Consider the following 24,973-nt stretch of genomic DNA (forward strand, 5'->3'; position numbering starts at 1 on the left):
GGAGAATGCACGGCGTCGCCGATCTGTCCGCCGCCTTGTCCGCCCCCGTCCGCGAGGTGGCCGGCGGGCCGCTCCTGGAGGTCCGGGACCTCACCGTCGAGTTCCTCACCCGCCGCGGCATCGTCACCGCGGTCGAGAAGGTGAACCTCACGCTCGCCAAGGGCGAGACTTTGGGCATCGTCGGGGAAAGCGGCTCGGGCAAGTCGGTCACCTCCTACACGGTGATGCGCATCCTCGACCGTGCCGGGCGGATCGCGGAGGGCTCCATCACCTTCTCGGGGCTGGACGTGGCCCACGCCCCGGAAAGCGCCATGCGCGATCTGCGCGGGCGCGAGATGTCCATGATCTTCCAGAACCCGCGGGCGGCGCTGAACCCGATCCGCAAGGTCGGGCACCAGATCGGCGACGTGCTGCTCCAGCACGTGCAGGCCGATGCGCGCACCGTGAAGGACAAGGTGATCGAGATCCTGGAGCAGGTGCGCATCGCACGGCCGCAGGAGCGCTACCATGCCTATCCCTTCGAGCTGTCGGGCGGCATGTGCCAGCGCATCGTCATCGCGCTGGCGCTCGCCTGCCGGCCGCAGCTGATGATCGCCGACGAGCCCACCACCGGCCTCGACGTGACCACCCAGAAGGCGGTGATGGACCTCGTCACCGAGCTCACCCGCGCGCGCGGCATGTCCACCATCCTCATCACCCACGACCTCGGCCTTGCCGCCGCCTATTGCGACACGGTGATGGTGATGGAGAAGGGCAAGGTGGTGGAGACCGCGCCCGCCGAGCGCATCTTCCGCGACCCGCAGCACGCTTACACCAAGAAGCTCATGCGGGCGACGCCACGCCCGGGCATCACCTTGAAGGACCTGCTGCCGGAGGGGGAGGCGGATGAGACGGCCGGCGCGACAGCGCCGCAGGCGGCGCCCCCCTCGCCGGCGGCGGAACCCCTCACCCCCGGCCCCTCTCCCGCAAGGGGAGAGGGGAGCAAGGTCGCGCCGGCGACACAGGGCAGCGCCCTTGCCGGCGAACCCCTCCTCAAGGTGGAGAACTTGCTCAAGGAATATCCCCGCCAGGGCGCGCCGATCGCGTTCCTCGCCGGCCTCACCGGCAAGAAGGCCCCGGCCGAGGACACCATCTTCAAGGCGGTGGACGGCATCTCGTTCGAGATCCGGCGCGGCGAGAGCGTCGGCCTCGTGGGCGAATCGGGCTGCGGCAAGTCCACCACCTCGTCCATGGTGATGCGCCTGCTCGATCCCACGGCGGGCAGGATCACTTTCGACGGGCAGGAAATTTCCGCTATCCCCGCCAAGGACTTCGCCGGCCACCCGCTGCGCCGGCGCATCCAGATGGTGTTCCAGGACCCGACCGAGAGCCTCAACCCGCGCTACACCGCCGCCCGCGCCATCGCCGACCCGCTGATCCGCATGGGCAAAGTGGGCGGCGGCGCACAGCTGCGCGCCGAGGTGGAGCAGCTTGCTTGCATGGCCGGCCTGCCGCTGAACCTGCTGGATCGCTTCCCGCACCAGCTCTCGGGCGGGCAGAAGGCGCGCGTCGGCATCGCCCGCGCCATCGCGCTGAAGCCCGACCTCGTGATCCTCGACGAGCCCACCGCGGCGCTCGACGTGTCGGTGCAGGCGGTGGTGCTGAACCTGCTCGACGAGCTCAAGCACACGCTCGGCATGAGCTATCTCTTCGTCTCCCACGATCTGCACGTGGTGGGGCTCCTGTGCGACCGCGTCATCGTCATGCGCCAGGGCCGGATCGTCGAGGAGGGCGGCGCGCAGGCGATACTCGAACGCCCGAAGGACGCCTATACACGGGAGCTGATCGCCGCCATTCCCCATCCGCCCGTGTGAGCCGCCCATGACCATCGATCTGTCCGAGGACATGCCCTTGCCCAAGGCGCCCGACGCGGCGCTGGCGCAGATGCTCGACGGCGCGCTCGCTGCCCACGGCATCCGCCCCGAGCCCCACTGGCGCGCCGAGGCGCTGATGCACCTGCGCGCCATCGCCGATGCGGCGCACCTCGTCTATTCCCTCGACCTCGGCGACGCCGCCGAGCCGGCGCCGGTCTACCGGCCATGAGCACCGTCGGGGACGTGCCCTTCGACCTCGCCACCGCCGATGCCGCGTCGATCGCCGCGGCGGTGCAGTCCGGCACGGCGAGCGCCCGCGCGGTGACCGAGGCCTGCCTCGCCCGCATCGCCGCGCTCGACGGCGCCGTGAACGCCTTCACCGACGTGACCGCCGCCCGCGCCCGCGCCACCGCCGATGGGCTCGACGCCCGCCGGGCGAAGGGCGAGGCGCTCGGCCCGCTCGCGGGCGTGCCGTTCGCGGTCAAGAACCTGTTCGACATCGAAGGCCTGCCGACCCGCGCCGGCTCGAAGATCAACCGCGACCGGCCCGCCGCCGTGGCGGACGCCACGCTCATCCGCCTCTTGGAGGGGCAGGGCGCGGTGCTCGTCGGCGGGCTCAACATGGGCGAATACGCCTATGACTTCACCGGCGAGAACCTCCATGACGGCGCCTCGCGCAACCCGCACGCGCTCGACCACATGTCGGGCGGCTCCTCCGGCGGCTCGGGCGCGGCGGTGGCGGCGGGCTTCGTGCCGCTGGCGCTCGGCTCCGACACCAACGGCTCGATCCGCGTGCCCTCGGCGCTGTGCGGCACCTTCGGGCTGAAGCCCACTTTTGGCCGGCTCTCGCGCGCCGGCAGCTTTCCCTTCGTGTCGAGCTTCGACCATCTGGGTCCGTTCGCCCGCACGGTGGAGGATCTGGCGCTGGCCTATGACGCCATGCAGACGCCGGACCCGGCGGACCCCATGCAGGCGCCGCGCCCGTTCGAGCCCACGCTCGAGGCGCTCGGGGCCGGCGCCGGGGATTTGAGGATCGCGGTGGCGGACGGCTATTTCCGCGCCCGCGGCCTGCCCGAGGCGTTCGCCGCCGTGGACAAGGCGGCGGCGGCGCTGGGCGTCACCCGGCGGATCGAGGTGCCCGACGCCGCCCGCGCCCGCGCCGCGGCCTATGTGACCACCGCCGCGGAGGGGGCGAGCCTTCACCTGCGCCGGCTCGCCGCGCGCCCCGCGGATTTCGACCCGGCGGTGCGCGACCGGCTGCTCGCCGGGCTCGCCATTCCCGCCGCCTGGGTGGATGCCGCCCAGCGATTCCGGCGCCGGTTCCGCGAGGAGATGCTGGCGCTGTTTGCCACCTGCGACGTGATCCTCGCCCCGGCAACCCCGTGCCGGGCGCCGAAGATCGGCCAGAAGACGTTCGTGCTCGATGGCGAGACGCTGCTGGTGCGCCCGAACCTCGGGCTCTACACCCAGCCCCTCTCGTTCATCGGCCTGCCGGTGGCGGCGGTGCCGGTCTGGCTCGACGGGGGCCTGCCCTTGGGGGTGCAGGTGATCGCCCCGCCGTGGCGGGAGGACCTCGCCTTGCGGGTCGCCAAGGCGCTTCAGGATACCGGCGCCGCCGCGGCCAGGGTGGCGGCGCTGTGAGGCAGAAGAACGTGGCGGAGGAAAACGTGGCGGAAACGATCGCGGCGGCGAATGACGGGGGCGGGGCCGGAGCGGCGCAGGCCGGCATGGAGATCGACCTTCCCGAAGTGAAGGCGGAGGTGGCGGCGGCCTTCGCCGGCTACGAGGCGGCTTTGATCGCCAACGACCTGGAAGCCCTCGACGGATTCTTCCGGGCCGACGGGCGCACCATCCGCTTCGGCGCCGGGGAGAATCTCTACGGCATCGAGGAGATCCGCGCGTTCCGGCTGGGGCGCAGTCCCGTGGGCCTCGCACGCACGCTCTCGCACACCGTCATCACCACCTTCGGGCGCGACTTCGCGGTCGCCTCCACCTTGTTCAAGCGCGTGGGCGACGGCGGACGCGTCGGCCGCCAGCAGCAGACCTGGGTGCGCTTTCCCGAGGGCTGGCGCGTGGTGGCCGCACACGTCTCGGTGCTGTCGGCGGGTATGCCCTGAGGGTGATTGCGGACTTTCGCGATGTCACAGAATCCCGGTAACCTTTTGATCCATGAGCCTCGCATCGACCACCGCCCCGCATGAGGGCGCCTCGGCCCCGCGCCGCAGGCGCGGCGCCCGGCGCGCGGTGACGCGCACCGAGGAACTGCGCCTGCAGATCGCCGACGACATCGTGCGCGGACGCCTGGCCCCCGGCACGGCGCTCGAAGAGGTGGACATCGCCAAGCGCTACGGCGTCTCCCGCACCCCGGTGCGCGAGGCGATCCGCGACCTTGCCGCCTCGGGCCTGGTGGAGGCGCGGCCCCATCGCAGCGCGCTGGTCGCCCAGCCCTCGCTCGACCGGCTGCGCGGCATGTTCGACGTGATGGCGGAGCTGGAGGCGCTGTGCGCCGGCCTGTGCGCGGTCCACATGACGCCGACCGAGCGCGCCCATTTGCAGGCGATCCATGCCGAGCTCGCCGACCTCACCCGGCGCGGCGACCAGGCCGGCTACACGGTGCTGAACGAGCGCTTCCACACCACGCTCTATGCCGGCGCCCACAACGACTATCTCACCGAGCTGACGCTGGCCACGCGGGCGCGCCTGCAGCCGTTCCGGCGCGCCCAGTTCCGCAATCTCGGCCGCCTGGCGCTCTCCTACACCGAGCACGACCGGGTGGTGAGCGCCATCCTGCGCGGCGACAAGGCCGAGGCCGCGGCCGCCATGCGCGCCCACATCAACACCGTGGAAGTGGCCTACGAGCGCTACGCCGAGACCGTGTGAGCGGCCCCGGCCCGGCTCACACCAGCGTCGCGCCGCCGTCGACGAAGATGGTCTGTCCGGTGCCGTAGGTCTGGCGCATGGCATAGAGATAGGCCTGCGCGACCTCCTCCGCCTCGCCCACATGGCCCGCAGGCAAGGCGGCGGCGGTGGTGCTGTAGAGCGCCGCCCGATCGGCGTCGGGCATCGCGTCCCACAATGCCGTGCGCACCACGCCGGGCGAGACGATGTTGACGCGCACCGGCGCGAGCTCCACCGCCAGCGCGCGCGTCAGCGCCTCCATGGCCGAGCAGATGCTGGCCGCCACCGACCATCCGGCCCGCGGCCGCACGCCGGCAATGCCGGAGGTGAAGACGATGGACCCGCCAGCGGCGATGCGCGGCGCCGCGTGCTTGGCCGCCGCATAGGCGCCGAAATAGCGCAGCGCGAAGAAGCCGCGCGCCGCGTCGAGACCGGTCTCGCCGATCGGGCCGAGCTTGAGGCTCTCGCCGGCGGTGTAGACCAGATGGTCGAGCGGGCCGAGCGCGGCGAAGAAGGCCGCGACCGCCGCCTCGTCGGTGAGGTCCAGGGCCGCGCCCGCGCAGCCCGCCGGCAGTTCCTTCCGCGCGGCGTCGACGCGGGCGCGCCGGCTCGATGCGATGGTGACGCGCGCGCCCTGGGCGGCCGCCGCCTTGGCCGTGGCGAGGCCGATGCCCGAGCTGCCGCCGAGAACGACCACATGCTTGTTCCGAAGGTCCATGACACTGCTCCCTGATGGCTGGTGAAGGCAGTGTCCCTTGCCCGTCGGCATGCATTCAACGCATCTTTGTCCGATCTAAAATGATGGAAAATCATCATGGATAGGCGTCTGCTCAGCGGGATCGGCGTCCTCGTGGCGGTGGTGGAAGCCGGCAATTTCGTCCGCGCCGGCGCGGCCTTGGGGCTCACCGCCTCGGGCGTGAGCCGGGCGGTGGCGCGGCTGGAGGCGCGGCTCGGCGTGCGCCTGTTCGAGCGCACGCCCCGCGCCGTGGCGCTGACCGACGAGGGCCGGCGCTTCCATGCCCAGGTCGCGCCGCTGCTCGCGGCCATGGACGAGGCTGCGAGCGAGGCCGGCGCGGCGCGGGGCACCGTGCGCGGCCGTCTGCGGGTGAATCTGGACCCCTGGTTCTCACGCCTCGTCCTCGCGCCCCGCCTTCCCGCCTTCCTGGCCGCCCATCCGGCGCTGGAGATCGAGCTGATGGTGCGCGACCGGCTCGGCGACCTGGTGGGGGAGGGGGTCGACGTGGCGGTGCGATTCGGCGAGCCGGAGGAATCCGGCCTGATCGTGCGCAAGGTGCTGGAGACCCGGATCGTCACCTGCGCCGCGCCGGCCTATCTCGACCGACGGGGCCGGCCGCGTCATCCGCGCGAGCTCGCGGGCCACGAGTGCCTGATGTTCCGCGATTCGGCCACGGGCCGGCCGTTCCCCTGGGAGTTTCACCGCGCCGGCGAGGTGTTCGTCGCCAAGGCGTCCGGGCGGCTCCAGGTGAACGACGCGGCGAGCGCGGTTGCCGCCGCCATCGCCGGCCAGGGCCTGTTCCAGCCCATGGTGATCGGGATGGAGGAGATTTTCGCCGCTGGCGCGCTCGAGCAGGTGCTCGCCGATTGGGCGGAGGAGCGGTTCCCGCTCTATGCCTATTATCCCTCGCGGCACCAGCCGCCGGCCAAGGTGCGCGCCTTCCTGGACTTCCTGGTGGCGAGCATCGCCGAGGGCGGGCACGGTGTGTCGTGAAGGCCGGGCCGCCCCCGCGCCGGTCCCAGCCTGTGGATGATGGTGAAGATCTGGGGTCGTCGCCCGGGCCGTGATCAGCCCGTCACAAGGCCGCGAACGGGTGCAAAGCCAACGCCGTTAGGGGTTTGTTAAAGACCCGGGGTGCACCATATGTAGTGGGTAACGGGTCAAGCGCCCCCCAGATCAAGGCGAAACAGTGTTTGACGGAAGACCGAGACTCGCACTAGCGTTCTCCCCCTGAGCGACGGGCATTCCCGTGCGGCCGAAGGCCGGATGTGGGCGCCTCGTTCTTCCGAACACTGCGGTCCTTGTCCCGGGACGGCGCGCTGCGCCGTACCCGTAGCCTCGTCACGGCTGCCACATTCACTTGCTAGATTGTTCGGCCCGCCGAGGCCGACCCAAGGAGCACCGGTCATGCGCGTCGAACGCCGCTACACGCAAGAGGGTCGTTCCCCCTATGCGGACATTCCGTTCCGCGACACCGTGAGCGAGATCCGCAACCCCGACGGCTCGGTGGTCTTCCGCCAGGAGGGTATCGAGGTGCCCGCGCAATTCTCGCAGGTGGCCTCCGACATCCTCGCCCAGAAGTATTTCCGCAAGGCCGGCGTGCCGGCGCGCCTCAAGAAGGTGGAGGAGAATTCCGTTCCCTCCTTCCTCTGGCGCTCGGTGCCGGACGAGGCGGCGCTCGCCGCGCTGCCCGAGAAGGAGCGCGTGGTCGGCGAGACCTCGGCCAAGCAGGTGTTCGACCGGCTCGCCGGCACCTGGACCTATTGGGGCTGGAAGGGCGGCTATTTCGACACCGAGGCCGACGCCCAGGCGTTCTTCGACGAGCACCGCTACATGCTCGCCATGCAGATGGCCGCGCCCAACTCGCCGCAATGGTTCAACACCGGCCTCCACTGGGCCTACGGCATCGACGGGCCGGGCCAGGGCCATTTCTACGTGGACTACCAGACCGGCGAATTGACCGCCTCGACCTCGGCCTACGAGCACCCGCAGCCGCACGCCTGCTTCATCCAGTCGGTCAGCGACGACCTCGTGAACGAGGGCGGCATCATGGACCTGTGGGTGCGCGAGGCGCGCCTGTTCAAGTACGGCTCGGGCACCGGCTCGAACTTCTCCGCGCTGCGCGGCGAGGGCGAGAAGCTGTCCGGCGGCGGCCGCTCAAGCGGCCTCATGAGCTTCCTGAAGATCGGCGACCGCGCGGCGGGCGCCATCAAGTCGGGCGGCACCACGCGCCGCGCCGCCAAGATGGTGGTGGTGGACGCCGACCATCCCGACATCGAGACCTATGTGGACTGGAAGGTGATCGAGGAGCAGAAGGTCTCCGCCCTCGTCACCGGCTCCAGGCTCAACGCCAAGCACCTCAAGGCCATCATGAAGGCCTGCGTGAACTGCGAGGGCGAGGGCGATGCCTGCTTCGATCCCGAGAAGAACCCGGCGCTGAAGCGCGAGATCAAGGCGGCGCGCAAGTTCGCCATCGCCGATGCCGCCATCCGCCGCGTGATCCAATATGCCCGCCAGGGCTACAAGGACATCGACGTCGCCATCTACGACACCGACTGGGACGGCGAGGCCTACATCACGGTCGCGGGCCAGAACTCCAACAATTCCGTGCGCGTCACCGACGATTTTTTGCGCGCGGTGGAAGCGGATGCGGACTGGAGCCTCATCCGCCGCACCGACGGCAAGGTGGCGAAGACCATCAAGGCGCGCGAGCTGTGGGAGAAGATCGGCGCCGCCGCCTGGCACTGCGCCGACCCCGGCATCCAGTTCCACACCACGGTGAACGACTGGCACACCTGCCCGGCGGGCGGCGAGATCCGCGCCTCCAATCCGTGCTCGGAATACATGTTCCTGGACGACACGGCGTGCAACCTCGCCTCGCTGAACCTGCTCCAGTTCAGGGACGCCGACCGTCAATTCGACGTCGCCAGCTACGAGCACGCGGTGCGGCTTTGGACCGTGGTGCTGGAAGTCTCGGTGCTGATGGCGCAGTTCCCCTCGCGCCGCATCGCCGAACTGTCCTACGAGTACCGCACGCTCGGCCTCGGCTACGCCAATATCGGCGGGCTGCTGATGTCGTCCGGCATCCCCTATGACTCGCCGCAGGGCCGCGCCATCTGCGGCGCGCTCTCGGCCATCATGACCGGCGTGTGCTACGCTACCTCCGCCGAGATGGCCAAGGAGCTGGGGCCTTTCCCGGCCCACGGCGCCAATGCCGAGACCATGCTCAAGGTGATCCGCAACCACCGCCGCGCCGCCCACGGCCATGCGGACGGCTACGAGGCGCTCTCGGTCGCCCCGGTGCCGCTCGACCATGCCTCCTGCCCGGACGCCCGCCTGGTTTCCGCCGCCACCGCGGCGTGGGACAAGGCGCTGGCGCTCGGCGAGCGGCACGGCTTCCGCAACGCCCAGGTCTCGGTGATCGCCCCCACCGGCACCATCGGCCTCGTCATGGACTGCGACACCACCGGCATCGAGCCCGACTTCGCGCTGGTGAAGTTCAAGAAGCTGGCCGGCGGCGGCTACTTCAAGATCATCAACCGGGCGGTGCCCGAGGCGCTGCGCGCGCTCGGCTACGGGGAAGCCGAGATCGCCGAGATCGAGGCCTATGCGGTGGGCCACGGCTCGCTCGCCCAGGCCCCCGGCATCAACCACACCACCCTGCGTGCCCGCGGCTTCGACGATCAGGCGATCGCCAAGGCCGAGACGGCGGTGAAGAGCGCCTTCGACATCAAGTTCGCGTTCAACCGCTGGACCTTCGGCGAGGAGTTCCTGGCCTCGGCGCTCAAGGTGCCGGCCGAGGAACTGGCGAACCCGAAGTTCGACCTGCTCACCTTCCTCGGCTTCTCGAAGGCGGAGATCGACGCCGCCAACGTCCACATCTGCGGCGCCATGACCCTCGAGGGCGCGCCCCACCTGAAGCGTGAGCACCTGCCGGTGTTCGACTGCGCCTCGCCCTGCGGGCGCATCGGCAAGCGCTACCTCTCGGTGGAGAGCCACATCCACATGATGGCGGCGGCGCAGCCCTTCATCTCGGGCGCCATCTCCAAGACCATCAACATGCCCAACGAGGCGAGCGTCGACGACTGCAAGCAGGCCTATCTGCTGTCCTGGCGCCTGGCGCTGAAGGCCAATGCGCTCTATCGCGACGGCTCCAAGCTCTCCCAGCCGCTCAACGCCCAATTGGTGGCGGACGACGAGGACGAGGACGACCAAATCGAGGCGCTGGTGGCCCAGCCCAATGCGGCGCGCGCCGCCACCGTCACCGAGAAGATCGTCGAGCGGGTGGTGGAGCGCATCATCGAGCACCGGGTGCGCGAGCGCGAGAAGTTGCCCGACCGCCGCAAGGGCTACACCCAGAAGGCGGTGGTGGGCGGCCACAAGGTGTATCTGCGCACCGGCGAGTACGATGACGGCCGCCTCGGCGAGATCTTCATCGACATGCACAAGGAAGGCGCGGCGCTCCGCTCGCTGCTCAACAACTTCGCCATCGCCATCTCGCTGGGCCTCCAGTACGGCGTGCCGCTGGAGGAGTATGTGGACGCCTTCACCTTCACCCGCTTCGAGCCGGCGGGCCCGGTGCAGGGCAACGACACCATCAAGTACGCCACCTCCATGCTGGACTATGTGTTCCGCGAGCTGGCGGTGAGCTATCTCGGCCGCAGCGACCTCGGCCATGTGGACCTGGCCGAGACCGGCTTCGACGCCCTCGGCAAGGGCGTGGACGAGGGCAAGGCGCCCGCCAGCCAGGCCTCGCGTGTGGTCTCCAAGGGCCTGGTGCGCGGCAAGAGCGTGAGCCTGCTGGCGGCCCAGCCGGCGCCCGGCGAGCCGCGCGCCGCGGGTGACAACGTGACCCTGCTGCGCGCCTTGCGCACCGACGGGGCGACGGCGCTGAAGGCGGAGAGCGCCCACCTCCTCGACCCCGTCCCCGAGCCGGAGGAGATCGAGGCCGCGGTGGAGAGCCTGATGGAGAAGCAGCTCCCCTGGTCCGCCTCCGCCCGCAAGGACGAGGCGCGCGCCGAGGCCCGCGCCAAGGGCTATGAGGGCGAGGCGTGCCCGGAATGCATGAACTTCACCCTCGTGCGCAACGGCACCTGCCTGAAATGCGATACCTGCGGCGGCACCACCGGCTGCAGCTGAGCACATGCCGCCCCGAGCTTTGCTCGGGGCGGCAATAACCCTTGGAGAACAAAACGAGATACAACTACAGAAAGAAAAAAGCGCTGGAGCAATTGCTCCAGCGCTTCTACCCACGAAGTTGTGCCGTGGCACTTGTGGGGGCGAACGTAAGCCGAGGCATTACGTCTTCCTAGCACTTAGACCGTATTGATTCTGGCTTAGAGCGTCCAGCGGAAACCATGGTCCTTGCTCGAAAGTTATAAGCTATGGCAAAGAACGAAACTACGTCAAAGTCCGTTGCCTCAAAGGCGTCGCAAATTCTCCGCGACCCGAAGTCGACGAAGGCAGAAAAGTCAGTAGCTGCCTCCGCGCTGACGCAGACGCCCAACAAGAAGGGAAAATGACAGACAAAATGTCTGTTGTTAATGTCTCTGCCGCAAAACGCGGATGCCCAGGGGCGACCCTGGGCATCTGCTTTTAGATGCTGTCGCAATTGATCAGCCGTTCGTCGTGCTGGTAAGTATGTTCTAATGAAGGTACTCCGCGAGGAAAGCCGTCATGGTCGCTTTGAAGCTCGCCAAGGTGGGAGACTCGGTCGGGGCCATCATCCCGAAAGAGGTGCTCCAGCGTCTGAACGTGGGCGAGGGCGACACGCTCTATCTCACCGAGACGCCGGACGGCTATCGGCTTACGACCTGCGATCCCGAGTTCGAGGAGCAGATGGTGGCCGCCCGCCGCGTCATGGCGCGCCGCCGTCGCGCGCTTCAGGTGCTGGCGCAGTCGTAGCGCGCTTGCGCTTTCTCTCCCGGCCCGGCCATCCTCCGCTCGACCGCTCCGAGCCAAGGCGCCCCGTGCTCACCCTCTATTCCTACCCCTCCTTGTTCGGCGTCGCCGACAACAACGGCTACGGACTGAAGGTCTATGCCTTCCTGAAGCTCGCCGGCGTGCCGTTCCGCCACGAGCATCTGTTCGACGCCGCGCAGGCGCCGCGCGCGCAGCTGCCTTATGCCACCGACGACGGCGAGACGATCGGCGACAGCGAGGCCATCATCGCTCATGCCACGCGCGCATATGGCGTGACGCTGGACGACGCCCGCACGCCGGCCCAGCGCGACATGGCGCTCATGATCTTGCGGCTGCTCGACGACCTCTATTGGGTCATGTCCTATTCGCGCTGGAAGGACGAGGCCTTCTGGCCTCTGTTCGCCGCCGCGCTGAAGCGCGAGCACCCGCGCCTGACCGACGCGGACCTCCTCGCCGCCAAGGAGTTCAACGCCAAGCGCTACCATTTCCAGGGCATCGGCCGCTACGATCCGCCGGACGCCTATGCCCGCGGGCTGAAGGATCTCGGCGTGCTGGCGAACCTCGTGCCGGCCGAGGGCTTCGTGTTCGGCCCGACGCCCACCAGCACCGACGCCGCCATCTACGGCTTCATCGCCAACATCTTCTTCTACGCCATCGAGACGCCGCTGAAGGCGTTCGTGGACGCGAACGGGAACCTGGTGCGCCACGTCACCGACATCCACGCCCGCGTCCAAGGCGGCTGAGCGCGCGCGCGGCGAACGGCGGGCGCCGCGCCCGCCCCGTCCCGCTCAGGCGGCCTTGAGCGCCATCCCGTCGGCGAACGACATCTCCTTGTAGTCGGATGGCGAATCGTACTTCAGCCCGATCTCGGCCAGCGCGTCGAGCTTGGCGGCGGTGTCGAACTTCTTCAGCTTCATCTTGTCCACGTAGAAGGTGTCGATCAGCTCGTTATAGACCGAGGTGTCGTCGAGGAAGATCACGTGCACCTTCACTTCGCCGAAGCGCACGATCATCCGGTTGCCGCGCGGCAGATCGGACACGTAGATGAAATAGTTGCCGGCCCCGTCGAGCGCCGCCCCGAAGGTCTCCACCAGCTTGGGCAGGGTCTCGAGCCGGGCGATGGAGCCGGCCAGGAAGCCGATCGCCGGCTTGCCGCTCTCGCAGACCGAGAACACCTCCTTCAGCACGGTCTCGGCATCGTCATAGGCGATCTCGCCGCGAAACCCGAAGCGGCCGGGCACGTGGGTGTCGGCATTGAGGGCGGGCTTCAGCAGCCGGCCCTCCGCGTCGAGCTTGGCGAACGGCGTGTCTGCGACAACGGTCATGGATCATGTCCTTGTTTGAATGGGGCGTGTCGGCCGGGAAATGGCCGTGCCTGCCCGGCGCGCGCCGGCGCCGGGACGTCGCGTCGGCGTGCCTTTTCTGTCTGAAGGGGAAAGCGGTGCAGCGCCGGGCGTCTCAATCGCCGGTGATCATCACCTCGGGCACCGCGTTCGGGTCCTCGATGTCCATGCCGTCCTCGTCGGCGAGGTCGACGCCGGAAAGGCAGATGTCGCCGTCGTCGATGATCAGCGGGATCGCCGTCAGCGCCTTGCCCTGGCAGGGGCCGATGAAGCAGTGGCCGGTGTCGAGGTCGAACTGGGCGTGGTGCCTGCCGCAGGTCAGGAAGTTGCCTTCCTCGTCCAGGAATTCGCCGGGCACGGTGTCCAGGCGCTCGCCTTCGTGCGGGCAGGCATTCTCGAAGCCGTAGAAATGGTTGCCCTTGCGGGTGACGATGATGGGCCAGCGCACGATGGCGCCGGCCGCGTCCCGCCTCGCGAGCACGAAGCCGCGCGCGCCGCCGTCATCCACCTCGTAGGTGGCGCAGATGGCGAAGATGTCGGTCATGGCCTGTGCCTTTCGAGACATGCGGGCGGCTCCCGGCGCGGGGCGGCGGCGCTCCGCATCGAAGCTTCGGAACACCAAGCAAGTCCCGCGCCACGCCGATTGTCGGGTTTGCGCCACCGGCTCGCCGCCGGTGCCGGCCCACGCCCGTCGCGCGCGCCCGATCGCGCGCCGATGCCGCCCATCCTCCGGTATGGAGCCTACCCCTCCGGGTATAGTCGGCGCGTCCTTTGGATGAATACGGGGCGTGCAAACGGGAAATACTTGCCGGGTCGCGCCGCCATGCTGCCGGAACCAGGACGGCGCGCGCCCGGCGCGTGCCCCGCAGAAGGAGACGCACCATGGACCAGCTTTCCCGCCGCTCGCTGCTGGCGCTCGGCGCCGCCGGCAGCGTGCTCGCCGCCGCGCAGGCGCAGGCCGCCTCCTTCGGCAATCCGGACGCGCCGCCCCAGGGCGCGATCAATTCCACCCCCGGCGCGCTCTCCGAGCCCGGACCGCGCAGCCCGGCGCTCCAGGACCAGCTGCCCTCGTTCCAGAATCCCCCGGCGACCGATGTGGGCAACTCGCCCCTGCTCTGGTCGTCCTTCAACATCATGCCGAAGCGGGTGCAGGGCGGCGGCTGGGCGCGCCAGATGACGGCGGCGGAATTCCCCGCCTCGCGCGCGGTCTCGGGAGTGAACATGCGCCTCGGCCCGGGTGGCATCCGCGAGCTGCACTGGCACCTCGCCGGCGAATGGGCGCTGATGACCAACGGGCGCTGCCGCATCACCATGCTCGATGCCGAGGGGCGGGCCTATGTGGAGGACGTGGGCGCGGGCGACCTGTGGTTCATCCCGCCCGGCTTTCCCCATTCGCTCCAGGGGCTCGGCCCGGACGGCTGCGAGTTCCTGATCGTGTTCGACGACGCCTTCCAGTCGGAGTTCAACACCTTGCTCGTCACCGACTGGCTCGCCCACACGCCGCCGCAGGTGCTGGGCCAGAATTTCGGCGTGCCGCCGGAGGCGTTCGCGCGCATCCCCCTGCAGGACCTCTGGATCTTCCAGGGCAAGGAGCCCGGCCCGCTCGCGGCCGACCGGGCGGCGGTGGCCTCGGGCGGCACCGTGCCTGAGCCCTTCACCTTCCCGCTGACCGCGACCAAGCCGGTGAAGGAGACCGCCGCCGGCCGCATCCAGCTCGCCGACAGCCGCACCTTCAAGGTGTCGACCACCATCGCCGCCGCCATCGAAACCATCAAGCCGGGCGGCCTCAGGCAGATGCACTGGCACCCCAATGCGGACGAATGGCAGTACTGGATCAAGGGCCGGGGTCGCATGACCGTGTTCGATGCCGGCCCGCGCGCCGAGACCATCGATTTCCAGGCCGGCGACGTCGCGGTGGTGCCGCGCAGCCAGGGTCATTACATCCAGAATACCGGAAGCGAGGAGGTGCAGGTTCTCGCCATCTTCAAGACCGCCCAATACCAGGAGGTCGACCTGTCCGACTGGCTCACCCACGCGCCGCCGGAACTGGTGGCCCAGCACTTCAACATCGATCCGGCGCTGATCGCGCGCTTCCCCGACACGCCGCTCGGCATCCAGCCGGGCTGAGCGGCTGCGCGCGCGCCTCAGGCGCCCTTGAAGGCGGGCGCGCGCTTTTCGAAGAACGCCTTCTGGCCCTCGGCGAAGTCGTCCGAGGTGAACAGCAGGCCCTGGCCGTCGGCTTCGGCGCGCAGGAAGGCGTCGAGCGAGGCGGGATGGCGCGCCAGCATGGATTTGGCGAGGCCGAAGGCGCGCGTCGGCCCGCTTGCGATCTCCGCGGCGCGCGCCAGCGCCACCTCGAGCGCCGTGCCCGCCGGGCAGGCGATGTCGGCAAGCCCCGCCGCGGCCGCCTGGACGCCCGAGAAGGTCTCGCCCAGGAACACCAGCCGGCGCGTCGGGGCCGGCCCCATGCGCCAGGGCAGGGTCCACAGCGCGCCCATGTCGGGCATCAGGCCGATGCGGCCAAAGGCGCTGAGGAATTGCGCGGTCTCGGCGGCGACGACGATGTCGCAGGCCGCCGCCAAACCGAGGCCGGCGCCGGCCGCGTGGCCCTCCACCGCCGCCACCACCACCTTCGGTCCGCCCACCAGCAGGCGGGTGATGCGCTGGAGCCGCTCCACCCGGTCGCGGCTGGCGATTCCGGCGCCCGGCTGCATGATCGCGATGTCGCCGCCGGCGCAGAAGGTGCCGCCGGCACCGGCGAGCACAATCGCGCGCACCGCGCCATCCTCCATGCCCGCGGCGAGGCCGTCGTGCAGCGCCTCGCGCAGGCCGAGCGAGAGCGCGTTGCGCCGCTTGGGATCGTTGAGGGTGAGGAGCAGGACGGCGCCGCGCCGCTCGGCGCGCACCAGGTCTTCGGTCGTCGTCATAGGCGCACCACGGCCTTTCCGAGCTGCTGGCGGGCGGCGATGCGGCCGAGCACGCCGGGCACCGCCTGAAGGCCCTCCACGATGGTGAGCGGCCCGTCGAGGGCGCCTGCGGCGATCGCCGACAGCACCCGATCCGCCGATCTAGCAAGCACTTGCGGCTTCTGCCAGCGATAATAGCCGAGCACCATGCCGAGCACCGCCCGGTTCTTCACCAGCAGCCGGTTGGCGGCGAAGCTCGGCACCGCGCCGCCGGCAAAGCCGATCACCACGTAGCGCCCGTCCCAGTCGAGCAGGTTTGCGGCCGCCTCGGCGAAGGCGCCGCCCACCGGGTCGACGATCACGTTCGCGTCGCGCTCGCCGTTGAGGGCGCGGAAGCGCTCGCGGAACCCCTCGCCATAGGTCAGCGCCGCATCCGCGCCGGCCGCCAGCGCCACCGCGTTGCGCTCCTCTGCGCTGGTGGCGGCGATCACGCGGGCGCCCATGCGGCGGGCGAGCTGGACCGCGCAGATGCCGACCCCGCCGGCCGCCCCGCTTACCAGCACGCTTTCGCCGGCTTCCAGGTGGGCGCGCTCGGCGAGCGCGAGGTCGGCGGTGAGCGCGACCGAGAGCAGGCCCGCGGTGCGCACCGGATCGCAGCCCTCCGGCAGAACGAAGGTCTCGCTCACGCTCGCGGCGACGAAGGGGGCATGGCCGCCGTCATAGACCAAGGCCGCGACGCTCTGGCCGACGGCGAAGCCGGTCACGCCCGGCCCGAGGGCGGCGATGCGGCCCGCCACCTCCATGCCGGGCGAGAACGGGGTCTCGTGCTTGTTCTGATGGGCGTTGCGCACCATCAGCACGTCCACATAGGAGATGCCCGCGGCCTCCACCGCGATCAGCACCTGGCCGGCCTTGGGGGCGGGCACCGGGGCGGGCGCGAGCGCGAGGCCGGAGGGCTCGCCGTGGGCGGCGCAGACCAGCGCCTCCATGGTTTCGAGCGTGCTCATGGGGCGGCCTTTCCAGCGGCGGGGACGATGACGGCGTCGAGCGCCACCGCGCCCCGGCCTTCGGGGAAGACGAGGAACGGGTTGACGTCGATGCTCTCGATCCGGTCCGCGTTGGCGGCGGCGAAGCGCGCGAGCGCGACCAGCGCCGTGGCGAGCGCCTCCTTGTCGGCGGGCGGGGCGCCGCGCACGCCGTCGAGCAAAGCGGCGCCGCGGATCTCGCCGATCATGGCGCGCGCCTCCTTGAGGTCGAACGGCGCGCGGCGCAGCGCCACGTCGCCCATCACCTCCACCAGCACGCCGCCGAGGCCGAACATCACCATCGGCCCGAACACCGGGTCCACGGTGGCGCCGAGGATGGTCTCGACGCCGCCCTTCGGCATCATGGGGGCGACCAGGAGGCCGTCGATGCGCGCCTCCGGCGCCGCGGCGCGGGCGCGCTCCAGCACCGCCGCGCCCGCCACCTGCACCGCCTCGGCGGTGGCAAGGTTGAGGGCGACGCCGCCAATGTCCGACTTGTGGAGGATGTCGGGCGACAGGATCTTCACCACCACGGGAAAGCCGATCGCGGCGGCGACGCGGGCGGCCTCCTCGGGCGTCTTCGCGACGCGGGTGCCCGGCCCCGGCAGGCCGGCGGCCTCGAGCAGGCCGAGCGCCTGGTGCTCGTTGAGGGCGCGCGCCGGGATGTCGGCGGGCGCGCCAGGCGGGCCGGCCGGGGCGGGGGCGTCGGCGAGGCGGGCGGTGATCCGCGCCATGCGGGCGGCGGTGGCGACCGCCGTGTCGGGCGCGGTGAAGACCAGGCATCCCGCCGCCTCGTAGGCGTGCTGCACCGCCGGCGGGGTCGCGCCCGAAATGGCGATGTAGGCGTCGGGATGATGCGCCCGCACGCTCTCCCACACCTTCTGAATGCGGAACCCGCTCTCCTCGCGGTGCCCGGCGCCGGCATTGAAGCCGACGATGGAGCCGAAATCGTGCTCGGCCAGCACCACCTCCACCATCTTCTCGAAGCCGGCGAGGTCGCCCAGCATCTGCCCGGTGACGTCCACCGGGTTGCGGGCGCCGGCGAACGGCACGATCTGACGGATGCGCGCCTGCGCCGCCGCGCTCAGGGGCACCGGATCGAGCCCGCCCGAGGCCGCCTCGTCTGCCATCATCACGCCGACGCCGCCGGAGACGGTGACCAGGGCGACGGCATTGTTGCGGGGCGGGCGGCCGACGGCATAAGCGTAGCCGAGGTCGAACCATTCGGCGATGCTCGAGGCGCGGTAGGCGCCGCATTGGGCGATCACCGCGTCATAGACCGCGTCGGCCCCCGCGAGCGAGGCGGTGTGCGAGGCAGCGGCCTCGGCGCCGACGGCGGTGCGGCCCACCTTGAGGACGATGACCGGCTTGCCGGCGGCGCGCGCCATTTCCAGCGCCTGGACCAGGCGCGCGCCGTTCCGCGCGCCCTCCATATAGACCAGGATGACGCGGGTCGCCGCGTCCTGGGCCAGATAGGCGATGCCGTCCGCCACCTCCACGTCGGCCTCGTTGCCGGTGGTGATCCACTTGCTGAAGGACAGGCCGCGGTCCTGGGCGAGGTTCGCCACATAGCCGCCGAACGCGCCCGACTGGCTGACGAGGCCGACCGCGCCGCCGGGCGCGAAGCGCGGCTTGAAGAACGGGCAGAAGCTCGCCACCAGGCCGGCATCGATGTTGGCGACGCCGAGCGCATTGGGGCCGAGGATGCGCAGGCCGCGGGCGCGGGCGAGCGCGGCGAGCGCCTGCTGCGCGGCGCGGCCCTCCTCGCTCACCTCGGCAAAGCCGGAGGAGAACACCACGGCCGCCCGCGCGCCCTTGTCGGCGCAGCGGGCGAGCGCGTCGAGCACGCCCGCCGCCGGGATCGCCACCACGGCGAGGTCGATGGAGCCGGGGATCGCGTCGATGTCGGGCACCGCCTGGTAGCCGAACACGTCGTCGGCCTTGGGGTTGACCGGGTACACCGTGCCCGGGAAGGCGTATTCGCGCAGCATCGCCACCGGCACCGCGCCGATCTTGCCGGGCACGGTGGAGGCGCCGACGATGGCCACCGAGCGCGGCTCCAGGAGCGGCTTCAGCGAGGAGGTGTCGATGGACGGGGCGGCGGGCCGGACGGGGAGGGGCTCGGCCGACGCGGCGGCTCGCGGAAGGGACATGCCTCGACCTCGGGCGTTGGGGATTTGGCGTTTGGGTTCTTCGGGCGGGCGCCCGATCATTCGTGTTTGGGCGCCGGCGGGCAAGCTGTCGCAGGGGCCTGGTCGCATTTAATACATATGAATTAAATTGGCCTGTCAAGGCGCGGCGCGGCGCGACAGGGCGCGGCTGCATTTCCCTCGTCGGGCAGGGTGAAGGGCGGGCGCGCGCGTTCTCGGGCGGGTCGCCTCAATTGCCCGGGCGGGTTCGTCCGTCGACGCCGCGGGGGCCGGCGGCCGTGCGCTTGGCGCTGTCCAAGGTGCCGTCGGGCGCCAGCGCCTCGATGATGCGCAAGGTGGCCTCGCCGGTGCGCGAGAGCTTGGCGATGATCGCCCGCAGGCTCTTGAATTCCTTGGCCGTGAGCGGCTCGAACAGGGTGTCGTTGGCGGGGCACTGCACCAGGATCAGCTCGGCCAGCAGCCGCTCCGCTTCCGGGGTCGCCGCCAGCACCACGCGGCGCCGGTCGTCGGGATTGGTGGTCTTCTCCACCAAGCCTGCCGCCACCAGCTTGTTCACCTCGATGGTCACGAACGCGCCGGACAGATGCAGGTGCTCGGCCAGCTGGTTGACACCCAGCTCCGGGGCCTCGCGGCTCAGCCGGGTGATGGAGCTGAGGATGGTGTACTGGGTGCCCGACAGGCCGATCAGCCCGCCGAGGCGGTTGCGCACCTCGACGATGGCCGAGGCGAACGCCAGCATGTCGTGCACCAGGCCGCGGAACTCGGTGTCGGAGCCATCCGCCAGCAGCGAGGGGCGGGAGGCGGTGAGCGGCAGGCCCGGCGGCTGCGGCGGCGCGGGCGCCGCCGGCGGCCGGGGCGGGCGGGCGTCGGTGGGCAGCGGCATGGGCGGCAGCGCCGCCGAGGCCAGGGTGCGCGGCCGCGCGGGCGCCGTGCCGGGGGGCGCCGTGCTCTCGGGCTCTGTCCCCTGCGGCTCCGGCCCGTCGGCCGGCACGGAGTTGGGCAATTTGGGCGGCATGAACTCGGCTCCGTCCGCGGCGTGGTGATTCGGAGGTCCGACTGGCGCGCCCGCCTCGGACCGGGGGCCGAAGGGTCGCGCGGACCCCTGATCCCCGCTCCAAGTCGCAGGCCGAAGAACGCGTCCTCCGATCCGCTCCGCATCCGCGAGCCGATCGGCGCGTGCTCCGGCGCGCCGGAAACGGCCACCGCCCCGTCCTGTCATAAGGAAAGGTCCGGCTTGACGTCCATTGAATTCCGAAATATCTTTGTCACAAAGCTAATTTCGAATGCCTACCATGAAACGCCAAATCGCCGACGAAATCGATCCTTCCTTCGACCCATTGGCATTGCGCCGGGTGCTCGGCCGGTTCGCCACTGGAGTCGCCGTGGTGACCGCCGAGGGCGGGCCGGCCGGGCAAGAGGCCATGGTCGGCATGACCATGAGCTCCTTCAACTCGGTGTCGCTCGACCCGCCGCTGGTGCTGTTCTCGGTGGCGCGCTCGGCCCTGTCGCTGCCCGCCCTGCGCGCCGCGCCGGGCTACGGCATCTCGATCCTGGGCCGCCACCAGGAACATCTGTCCAACCGCTTCGCCCGTCCGCTCGCGGACAAGTGGGCCGGGGTGGAGGTGCGGCGCGGCGAGAGCCGGGTGCCGCTCATCGAGGGGGCGCTCGCCCACCTCGAATGCGCCCCCTACGCCTGTCACGAGGGGGGCGACCACGAGGTGTTCATCGCCCGCGTGCTGCGTTTTTACGCCGCCGAAGGCGGCGACCCGCTCATCTTCTTCGGCGGCCGCTACCACGCCCTCGCTTCCGGCGAGGCCGAGCGCGGCCGGCCGTCCCACGCTTGCTAGGGACAACGCCCATGATCAAGACCGGTGCCGAGCACATCGCCAGCCTCAAGGACGGGCGCCAGATCTTCCTCGACGGGGAGATCGTCAAGGACGCCACCGCCCACCCCGCCTTCCGCCGCTCCGTGGCCTCGGTGGGGCAGATGTTCGACTTCCACAGCGCCCCGGAGAACCGGGAGCTGATGACGTTCGAGACCGACACCGGCACCCGGGCGAACCGGATCTGGCAGCTGCCCACCTCGTATGAGGAGCTGGTGACGCGCCGGAAGGGCCTGGAGGCCTGGACCGAGCTGCATGCCGGCTTCCTCGGCCGCGCCCCGGATCACGTCGCCTCCTGCATTGCCGGCATGTATATGGGCCTGCCGGCCTTCGAGGCCTATGATCCGGCCCGCGCCAAGGCGCTCGCGGACTATTACCGCTACGCCCGCGACAACGACCTTTACCTCACCTACGTCATCATCAACCCGCAGGCGGACCGCTCCAAGAGCGCGGCGCAGCAGAAGGACCCGTTCCTCTCCGCCGCCATCGTCGACCGCGACGCGGAAGGCATCACGGTGCGCGGCGCCAAGATGCTGGCCACCGGCGGCATCATGGCGAACGAGGTGTTCGTCACCTGCATCCAGCCGCTGCAGCCCGGCGACGAGGCGCATGCGCTCTCCTTCGCCATCCCCATGAACACCAAGGGTCTGAAGATCCTCTCGCGCAAGTCCTACGAGGCGGGCGCGCCGTCGGTGTTCGACAATCCGCTGTCGAGCCGCTTCGACGAGAACGACGCGGTGCTCTATTTCGACGACGTGAAGGTGCCGTGGGACCGGGTGTTCATCGTCGACAGCATCGACATGACCGCCAAGCAGTTCCACGCCACCCCGGCGCACGTCTACCAGAACTACCAGGCGCAGATCCGCCTCAAGGTGAAGATCAAGTTCCTGCTCGCCATCGCGCGGCGCACCTGCGAGATCAACGGCACCACCAACTTCCCCCAGGTGCGCGAGACCTTGGGCCAGCTCGCCGCCGAGGCGGCCATGGTGGACGCCTTTGTCGCCGCCATGGAGGCGAAGGGGTCCATGGTCGGGCCCTATTTCATCCCCGACCGGCACACCCTGTACGCCGCGCAGACGCTGGCCCAGCAGCTCTATCCGCGCTTCATCACGGCGCTGCGGGACCTTGCCGGCGGCGGCATGATCATGCTGCCGTCCTCGGTGCACGACTATGAGAACGCCGAGCTCGCCGGCCTGATCGAGAAGACCCAGCAGTCGCCCGCGGCGAACGCCGAGGAGAAGGTGAAGTTCTACAAGCTCGCCTGGGACGCGGTGGGCTCCGAGTTCGCCTCGCGCCACGCCCAGTACGAGATGTTCTATGCCGGCGCGAGCTTCGTGGTGAAGGGCCATTCCTTCCGCACCTATGATTGGGACGGCGCAGGGGCGCTGCTCGACCGCATGCTCGGCTCCTACGCGCTCGCCGACGAGATCGGCGTGTCGCAAAGCCCGGCGCGCGCCGCCGAGTAAGAGACGATGGCACACCGGCGATGGGATGAAGCCGGCCGCCAAATGTGAAACCGCCGTCATCCCCCGGCTTGTCCGGGGGATCCACGTCAGGCCGGGATGGCGCTCGACTTCGCCGGCCGCCGGGCGAATGGAGGGGTGGATGCCCCGGACGAGCCGGGGCATGACGGGCGAAGGACGGAGCCAGGCTGCTCCGTAGAGTTCAGGACAATTCTAAGACTGCCCTCAGAGAGGACCACGACCAGATGGCCATCAACAAGCTGCACGACGAGTTCCGCGCGGTCGACTTCAGCACCGGATGGGAGGTTCCCCCCGGCTATCCCGAGGGCATCAAGCAGAAGATCCTCTCCGGCGCCCTCGACGAGGTGAACAAGACCGGCTCGCGCACCCGCATCCTCAAGTTCGATCCCGGCGTGTGGACCACCAAGCCGTTCGTGCACGAATATTGGGAAGAGGTGTTCCTGTTCTCCGGCGACCTCACGGTCGGCAACGACGAGAACGGCAATGGCGGCGAGGCGTTCAAGCCCTACACTTATGCGGTGCGCCCGCCGGGCGTCTATCACGGCCCGTTTAAGTCCGAGACCGGCGCCATGATGATCGAGATCCACTATTTCGATCCGGCCTGACCGCTCGCCTGCCGCCGCTTCTCCTCCTTCAGCCCGTCCGGACCTCCGGGCGGGCGCAGCCGTTCCGGGTCCCATGGCGCCCTCATCCTCCCCTCTGCCGCCCCGTCCCACTTTGGCTGAGCTCGCCGCCGCCCTCGCGGCGGGGCGCGTGAGCGCGCGTGCGCTCACCGAGGCCTGCCTCGCGCGCATCGACGACCCGCAGGGGGAGGGGGCGCGCGCCTTTGCCTTGGTGGATCGGGAAGGAGCCCTGAAGGCGGCGGACGCGCAGGACGCTCTGCGCCAAGCGGGCGCCGCGCCCTCGGCCTTCGCCGGCATACCCATCGGCGTGAAGGACCTGTTCGATATCAGGGGCCAGGTGACGACCGCCGGCTCCAGGGTGCTCGCCGGCAATGCGCTGGCGGAGGCGGACGCGATCGCGGTGGCGCGGCTGCGCCGGGCCGGGTTTGTCGTCATCGGCCGCAACACCATGACCGAGTTCGCCTATTCCGGCCTCGGCATGAACCCGCACACGGGCGACCCGCGGGCGCCGTTCGAGCGCGCGGTCGGCCGGGTCTCCGGCGGCTCCACCTCCGGCGGGGCGGTGGCGGTGGCGGACGGGATGGCCCACGCGGCGCTCGGCACCGACACCGGCGGCTCGTGCCGCATCCCGGCGGCCTTCTGCGGCCTCACCGGCTACAAGCCCACGGCCGACCGCATCCCGAAGGACGGCGCCTTCCCGCTCTCCGGCACGCTCGATTCCATCGGCTCCATCGCCCGCTCGGTCGGCTGCTGCGCGGCGCTCGACGCCATCCTCGCCGGCGCGGAGCCGGACGCCCTCGCGCCGCGCCCGGTGGCGGGGCTGCGGCTTCTGGTGCCCCAGACCGTGGCCTTCGACGAGATCGAGGATGCCGTTGCCGAAGCCTTCGAGGAAGCCTTGGCGCGCCTCGCCGCGGCCGGCGCGCACGTCGTCCGGGCGCCGTTCCCCGAATTCGGCGAGATCGCCGGCCTGAACGCCAAAGGCGGCTTCACGGCGGCGGAGAGCTTCGCGGTGCACCGCGCGCTACTGGCGGAGAAGGAAGCCGAATACGACCCGCGCGTGTCGGTGCGCATCAAGCGCGGCGCCGGGCAGAGCGCGGCGGACTATCTCGACCTCGTCGCCGGCCGGCGCGACCTCGTTGCGCGGGCGCGGGCGCGGCTTGCGCCCTTCGACGCTCTGGCCCTGCCGACCACGCCGATCCTGCCGCCCAGGATCGCCGACCTCGCCACCGACGAAGCCGCCTATGGCCGTGTGAACCTGCTGGCGCTGCGCAACCCGACCCTCATCAACATGATCGACGGCTGCGCCATCTCCCTGCCGCTGGCGGGCCAAGGCGGCGCCCCGGTGGGGCTGATGCTGGCCGGTGCGCCGGGCGCGGACGCGGCGCTGCTCGCGCGCGCCGCCGGCGTCGAGGCTTTGCTGGCGGGCTGAGCCTCACACCGGGAACAGGTTCCGCCGCACGCCCGTCATGTGGCGCAGCATCGCCTCCCGGGCGGCCGCCTGGTCGTGGTCGCGGAGCGCCTCGAACACATCGCGGTGCTCCACCAAAACGTCCGCCTTGCGGCCCGGCGCGTCGAGATTGCGGCGCAGCTTCAGCGCGCGCCATTCGCCGCTGGCCCTGAGCCCGCAGATGAGATCATAGGCGGCGATCAGCAGGCCGTTGTGGGTGGCCGCGGCGATGGCCGCGTGAAAGCCGTGGTCGGCGGCCTCGAAGGCGTCCACGTCGCCCGCCGCGGCGCACTTGCCCAGCCAGCCCTCGATCTGCTGCAGGTCGGCCGGCGTCGCATTGGCCACCGCCACCGCGGCCAGTTGCGGCTCCATGACGATGCGCGCCTCCAACAGCTGATGCAGGCTGACGCCGGTGAGCAGCGCCGCGGCGCCGACGCGCTCCGCCACATAGGTGCCGGAGCCCACCTTGCGCGTGACGTGGCCCTCCACCTCCAGCGCCGCCAATTCCTTGCGCACGGCGGCGCGGGACAGGCCGAGCCGTGCCGCGAGCGCGCGCTCGGTGGGCAGCTTCGCGCCCTTGGGCAGCGTGCCGTCGGAGATCGCGGCGAGGACGAGGTCCCGGATCGGGGTCGATCCGCGGGAGCGATGGAGGGCGTCGAGCATTTGGGCGACCATTTTCCGCCGAGTGCCGCAACCTATCCAG

The 24,973-nt window shown here is 70.5% G+C and carries 22 protein-coding genes; 14 read left to right on the forward strand and 8 right to left on the reverse strand.

All coding sequences use genetic code 11. The features are described 5' to 3' along the window. Window positions 1-5: 5 nt before the first annotated feature. The 5 genes from ABLE88_RS16175 (at window position 6) to ABLE88_RS16195 (ending at window position 4,733) form a co-directional block, all read left to right on the forward strand. Window positions 6-1,853: a dipeptide ABC transporter ATP-binding protein gene (locus ABLE88_RS16175; protein WP_510182908.1), complete on the forward strand. Its 1,848-nt coding sequence runs from the start codon at window positions 6-8 to the stop codon at window positions 1,851-1,853. A gap of 7 nt (window positions 1,854-1,860) precedes the next feature. Next, window positions 1,861-2,082 carry an AtzG-like protein gene (locus tag ABLE88_RS16180; RefSeq protein ID WP_348832725.1) on the forward strand — a complete coding sequence of 74 codons (222 nt, stop codon included), beginning with the start codon at window positions 1,861-1,863 and terminating at the stop codon, window positions 2,080-2,082. Beyond that, window positions 2,079-3,494, forward strand: a complete 1,416-nt coding sequence (locus tag ABLE88_RS16185; RefSeq protein ID WP_348832726.1) for an AtzE family amidohydrolase — start codon at window positions 2,079-2,081, stop codon at window positions 3,492-3,494. The genes ABLE88_RS16180 and ABLE88_RS16185 overlap by 4 nt, the downstream gene beginning before the upstream one ends. Window positions 3,495-3,580: 86 nt before the next feature. Next, complete coding sequence (gene hpxZ, locus ABLE88_RS16190) at window positions 3,581-3,970, forward strand: oxalurate catabolism protein HpxZ (RefSeq protein WP_348832963.1); 390 nt, start codon at window positions 3,581-3,583, stop codon at window positions 3,968-3,970. Window positions 3,971-4,022: 52 nt separating this feature from the next. Then, on the forward strand, window positions 4,023-4,733 hold the full coding sequence (locus tag ABLE88_RS16195) for a GntR family transcriptional regulator (protein ID WP_348832727.1): 711 nt from the start codon (window positions 4,023-4,025) through the stop codon (window positions 4,731-4,733). Window positions 4,734-4,749: 16 nt separating this feature from the next. Here the strand turns inward: ABLE88_RS16195 and ABLE88_RS16200 are convergent, their stop codons facing one another. Further along, window positions 4,750-5,469 (reverse strand): SDR family oxidoreductase, encoded by a 720-nt coding sequence (locus ABLE88_RS16200; protein WP_348832728.1) that lies wholly within the window; start codon window positions 5,467-5,469, stop codon window positions 4,750-4,752. 93 nt (window positions 5,470-5,562) lie between these two features. On the opposite strand from ABLE88_RS16200, the gene ABLE88_RS16205 reads away from it, so the two are divergent. The 4 genes from ABLE88_RS16205 to ABLE88_RS16220 all read left to right on the forward strand — a co-directional run bounded on the left by ABLE88_RS16205 (window position 5,563) and on the right by ABLE88_RS16220 (window position 12,152). Then, on the forward strand, window positions 5,563-6,480 hold the full coding sequence (locus tag ABLE88_RS16205; protein ID WP_348832964.1) for a LysR family transcriptional regulator: 918 nt from the start codon (window positions 5,563-5,565) through the stop codon (window positions 6,478-6,480). Between the two features lie 414 nt (window positions 6,481-6,894). Further along, window positions 6,895-10,626, forward strand: coding sequence for a vitamin B12-dependent ribonucleotide reductase (locus ABLE88_RS16210; RefSeq protein ID WP_348832729.1), 3,732 nt, complete (start codon window positions 6,895-6,897; stop codon window positions 10,624-10,626). 537 nt (window positions 10,627-11,163) lie between these two features. Beyond that, a complete protein-coding gene (locus ABLE88_RS16215; RefSeq protein WP_348832730.1) occupies window positions 11,164-11,391 on the forward strand; it encodes an AbrB/MazE/SpoVT family DNA-binding domain-containing protein in 228 nt (75 codons plus the stop codon). Between the two features lie 65 nt (window positions 11,392-11,456). Next, entirely contained in the window at window positions 11,457-12,152 is a 696-nt protein-coding gene (locus ABLE88_RS16220) for a glutathione S-transferase C-terminal domain-containing protein (RefSeq protein ID WP_348832731.1), read from the forward strand. A 45-nt stretch (window positions 12,153-12,197) separates the two neighbouring features. On the opposite strand, the gene ABLE88_RS16225 is transcribed toward ABLE88_RS16220, so the two are convergent. Further along, window positions 12,198-12,734, reverse strand: coding sequence for a hypothetical protein (locus ABLE88_RS16225; RefSeq protein WP_348832732.1), 537 nt, complete (start codon window positions 12,732-12,734; stop codon window positions 12,198-12,200). Window positions 12,735-12,867: 133 nt separating this feature from the next. After that, window positions 12,868-13,296 carry a Rieske (2Fe-2S) protein gene (locus tag ABLE88_RS16230; protein WP_348832733.1) on the reverse strand — a complete coding sequence of 143 codons (429 nt, stop codon included), beginning with the start codon at window positions 13,294-13,296 and terminating at the stop codon, window positions 12,868-12,870. Window positions 13,297-13,634: 338 nt separating this feature from the next. On the opposite strand from ABLE88_RS16230, the gene ABLE88_RS16235 reads away from it, so the two are divergent. Further along, the gene (locus ABLE88_RS16235; RefSeq protein WP_348832734.1) at window positions 13,635-14,879 is read left to right on the forward strand and encodes a cupin domain-containing protein; all 1,245 of its coding nucleotides are present in this window, start codon (window positions 13,635-13,637) and stop codon (window positions 14,877-14,879) included. A 17-nt stretch (window positions 14,880-14,896) separates the two neighbouring features. On the opposite strand, the gene ABLE88_RS16240 is transcribed toward ABLE88_RS16235, so the two are convergent. From ABLE88_RS16240 to ABLE88_RS16255, 4 genes are all read right to left on the reverse strand, one after another. After that, window positions 14,897-15,679 carry an enoyl-CoA hydratase/isomerase family protein gene (locus ABLE88_RS16240; protein ID WP_348832735.1) on the reverse strand — a complete coding sequence of 261 codons (783 nt, stop codon included), beginning with the start codon at window positions 15,677-15,679 and terminating at the stop codon, window positions 14,897-14,899. Further along, window positions 15,676-16,665 (reverse strand): NADPH:quinone oxidoreductase family protein, encoded by a 990-nt coding sequence (locus tag ABLE88_RS16245; RefSeq protein WP_348832736.1) that lies wholly within the window; start codon window positions 16,663-16,665, stop codon window positions 15,676-15,678. Before ABLE88_RS16245 ends, ABLE88_RS16240 begins: the two co-directional genes overlap by 4 nt. Continuing rightward, the gene (locus tag ABLE88_RS16250) at window positions 16,662-18,836 is read right to left on the reverse strand and encodes an acetate--CoA ligase family protein (RefSeq protein WP_348832737.1); all 2,175 of its coding nucleotides are present in this window, start codon (window positions 18,834-18,836) and stop codon (window positions 16,662-16,664) included. Before ABLE88_RS16250 ends, ABLE88_RS16245 begins: the two co-directional genes overlap by 4 nt. A gap of 226 nt (window positions 18,837-19,062) precedes the next feature. After that, window positions 19,063-19,848, reverse strand: coding sequence for a MarR family winged helix-turn-helix transcriptional regulator (locus ABLE88_RS16255; protein WP_348832738.1), 786 nt, complete (start codon window positions 19,846-19,848; stop codon window positions 19,063-19,065). Window positions 19,849-20,125: 277 nt separating this feature from the next. Between ABLE88_RS16255 and ABLE88_RS16260 the strand changes: the two genes are divergently transcribed. The 4 genes from ABLE88_RS16260 (at window position 20,126) to ABLE88_RS16275 (ending at window position 24,252) form a co-directional block, all read left to right on the forward strand. Beyond that, window positions 20,126-20,680, forward strand: coding sequence for a flavin reductase family protein (locus ABLE88_RS16260; RefSeq protein WP_348832739.1), 555 nt, complete (start codon window positions 20,126-20,128; stop codon window positions 20,678-20,680). An 11-nt stretch (window positions 20,681-20,691) separates the two neighbouring features. Beyond that, window positions 20,692-22,182 carry a 4-hydroxyphenylacetate 3-hydroxylase family protein gene (locus tag ABLE88_RS16265; RefSeq protein ID WP_348832740.1) on the forward strand — a complete coding sequence of 497 codons (1,491 nt, stop codon included), beginning with the start codon at window positions 20,692-20,694 and terminating at the stop codon, window positions 22,180-22,182. Window positions 22,183-22,424: 242 nt separating this feature from the next. Continuing rightward, window positions 22,425-22,805, forward strand: coding sequence for a cupin domain-containing protein (locus ABLE88_RS16270; protein WP_121624936.1), 381 nt, complete (start codon window positions 22,425-22,427; stop codon window positions 22,803-22,805). A 94-nt stretch (window positions 22,806-22,899) separates the two neighbouring features. Beyond that, entirely contained in the window at window positions 22,900-24,252 is a 1,353-nt protein-coding gene (locus ABLE88_RS16275; RefSeq protein WP_348832965.1) for an amidase, read from the forward strand. A gap of 3 nt (window positions 24,253-24,255) precedes the next feature. On the opposite strand, the gene ABLE88_RS16280 is transcribed toward ABLE88_RS16275, so the two are convergent. Beyond that, window positions 24,256-24,933 (reverse strand): FadR/GntR family transcriptional regulator, encoded by a 678-nt coding sequence (locus tag ABLE88_RS16280; protein WP_348832741.1) that lies wholly within the window; start codon window positions 24,931-24,933, stop codon window positions 24,256-24,258. Window positions 24,934-24,973 lie beyond the last annotated feature (40 nt).

The organism is Xanthobacter luteus (genome assembly GCF_040049235.1).
Lineage (GTDB): Bacteria > Pseudomonadota > Alphaproteobacteria > Rhizobiales > Xanthobacteraceae > Xanthobacter.

Excerpts from the sequence above, each read along its gene's own strand:
- ABLE88_RS16230 (WP_348832733.1), bottom strand. The coding sequence starts at position 13,296 with ATGACCGACATCTTCGCCATCTGCGCCACCTACGAGGTGGATGACGGC.
- ABLE88_RS16235 (WP_348832734.1), top strand. The coding sequence starts at position 13,635 with ATGGACCAGCTTTCCCGCCGCTCGCTGCTGGCGCTCGGCGCCGCCGGC.
- ABLE88_RS16225 (WP_348832732.1), bottom strand. The coding sequence starts at position 12,734 with ATGACCGTTGTCGCAGACACGCCGTTCGCCAAGCTCGACGCGGAGGGC.
- hpxZ (WP_348832963.1), top strand. The coding sequence starts at position 3,581 with ATGGAGATCGACCTTCCCGAAGTGAAGGCGGAGGTGGCGGCGGCCTTC.
- ABLE88_RS16195 (WP_348832727.1), top strand. The coding sequence starts at position 4,023 with ATGAGCCTCGCATCGACCACCGCCCCGCATGAGGGCGCCTCGGCCCCG.
- ABLE88_RS16265 (WP_348832740.1), top strand. The coding sequence starts at position 20,692 with ATGATCAAGACCGGTGCCGAGCACATCGCCAGCCTCAAGGACGGGCGC.
- ABLE88_RS16180 (WP_348832725.1), top strand. The coding sequence starts at position 1,861 with ATGACCATCGATCTGTCCGAGGACATGCCCTTGCCCAAGGCGCCCGAC.
- ABLE88_RS16175 (WP_510182908.1), top strand. The coding sequence starts at position 6 with ATGCACGGCGTCGCCGATCTGTCCGCCGCCTTGTCCGCCCCCGTCCGC.
- ABLE88_RS16210 (WP_348832729.1), top strand. The coding sequence starts at position 6,895 with ATGCGCGTCGAACGCCGCTACACGCAAGAGGGTCGTTCCCCCTATGCG.
- ABLE88_RS16250 (WP_348832737.1), bottom strand. The coding sequence starts at position 18,836 with ATGTCCCTTCCGCGAGCCGCCGCGTCGGCCGAGCCCCTCCCCGTCCGG.
- ABLE88_RS16245 (WP_348832736.1), bottom strand. The coding sequence starts at position 16,665 with ATGAGCACGCTCGAAACCATGGAGGCGCTGGTCTGCGCCGCCCACGGC.
- ABLE88_RS16240 (WP_348832735.1), bottom strand. The coding sequence starts at position 15,679 with ATGACGACGACCGAAGACCTGGTGCGCGCCGAGCGGCGCGGCGCCGTC.
- ABLE88_RS16255 (WP_348832738.1), bottom strand. The coding sequence starts at position 19,848 with ATGCCGCCCAAATTGCCCAACTCCGTGCCGGCCGACGGGCCGGAGCCG.
- ABLE88_RS16215 (WP_348832730.1), top strand. The coding sequence starts at position 11,164 with ATGGTCGCTTTGAAGCTCGCCAAGGTGGGAGACTCGGTCGGGGCCATC.
- ABLE88_RS16260 (WP_348832739.1), top strand. The coding sequence starts at position 20,126 with ATGAAACGCCAAATCGCCGACGAAATCGATCCTTCCTTCGACCCATTG.
- ABLE88_RS16280 (WP_348832741.1), bottom strand. The coding sequence starts at position 24,933 with ATGCTCGACGCCCTCCATCGCTCCCGCGGATCGACCCCGATCCGGGAC.
- ABLE88_RS16200 (WP_348832728.1), bottom strand. The coding sequence starts at position 5,469 with ATGGACCTTCGGAACAAGCATGTGGTCGTTCTCGGCGGCAGCTCGGGC.
- ABLE88_RS16270 (WP_121624936.1), top strand. The coding sequence starts at position 22,425 with ATGGCCATCAACAAGCTGCACGACGAGTTCCGCGCGGTCGACTTCAGC.
- ABLE88_RS16185 (WP_348832726.1), top strand. The coding sequence starts at position 2,079 with ATGAGCACCGTCGGGGACGTGCCCTTCGACCTCGCCACCGCCGATGCC.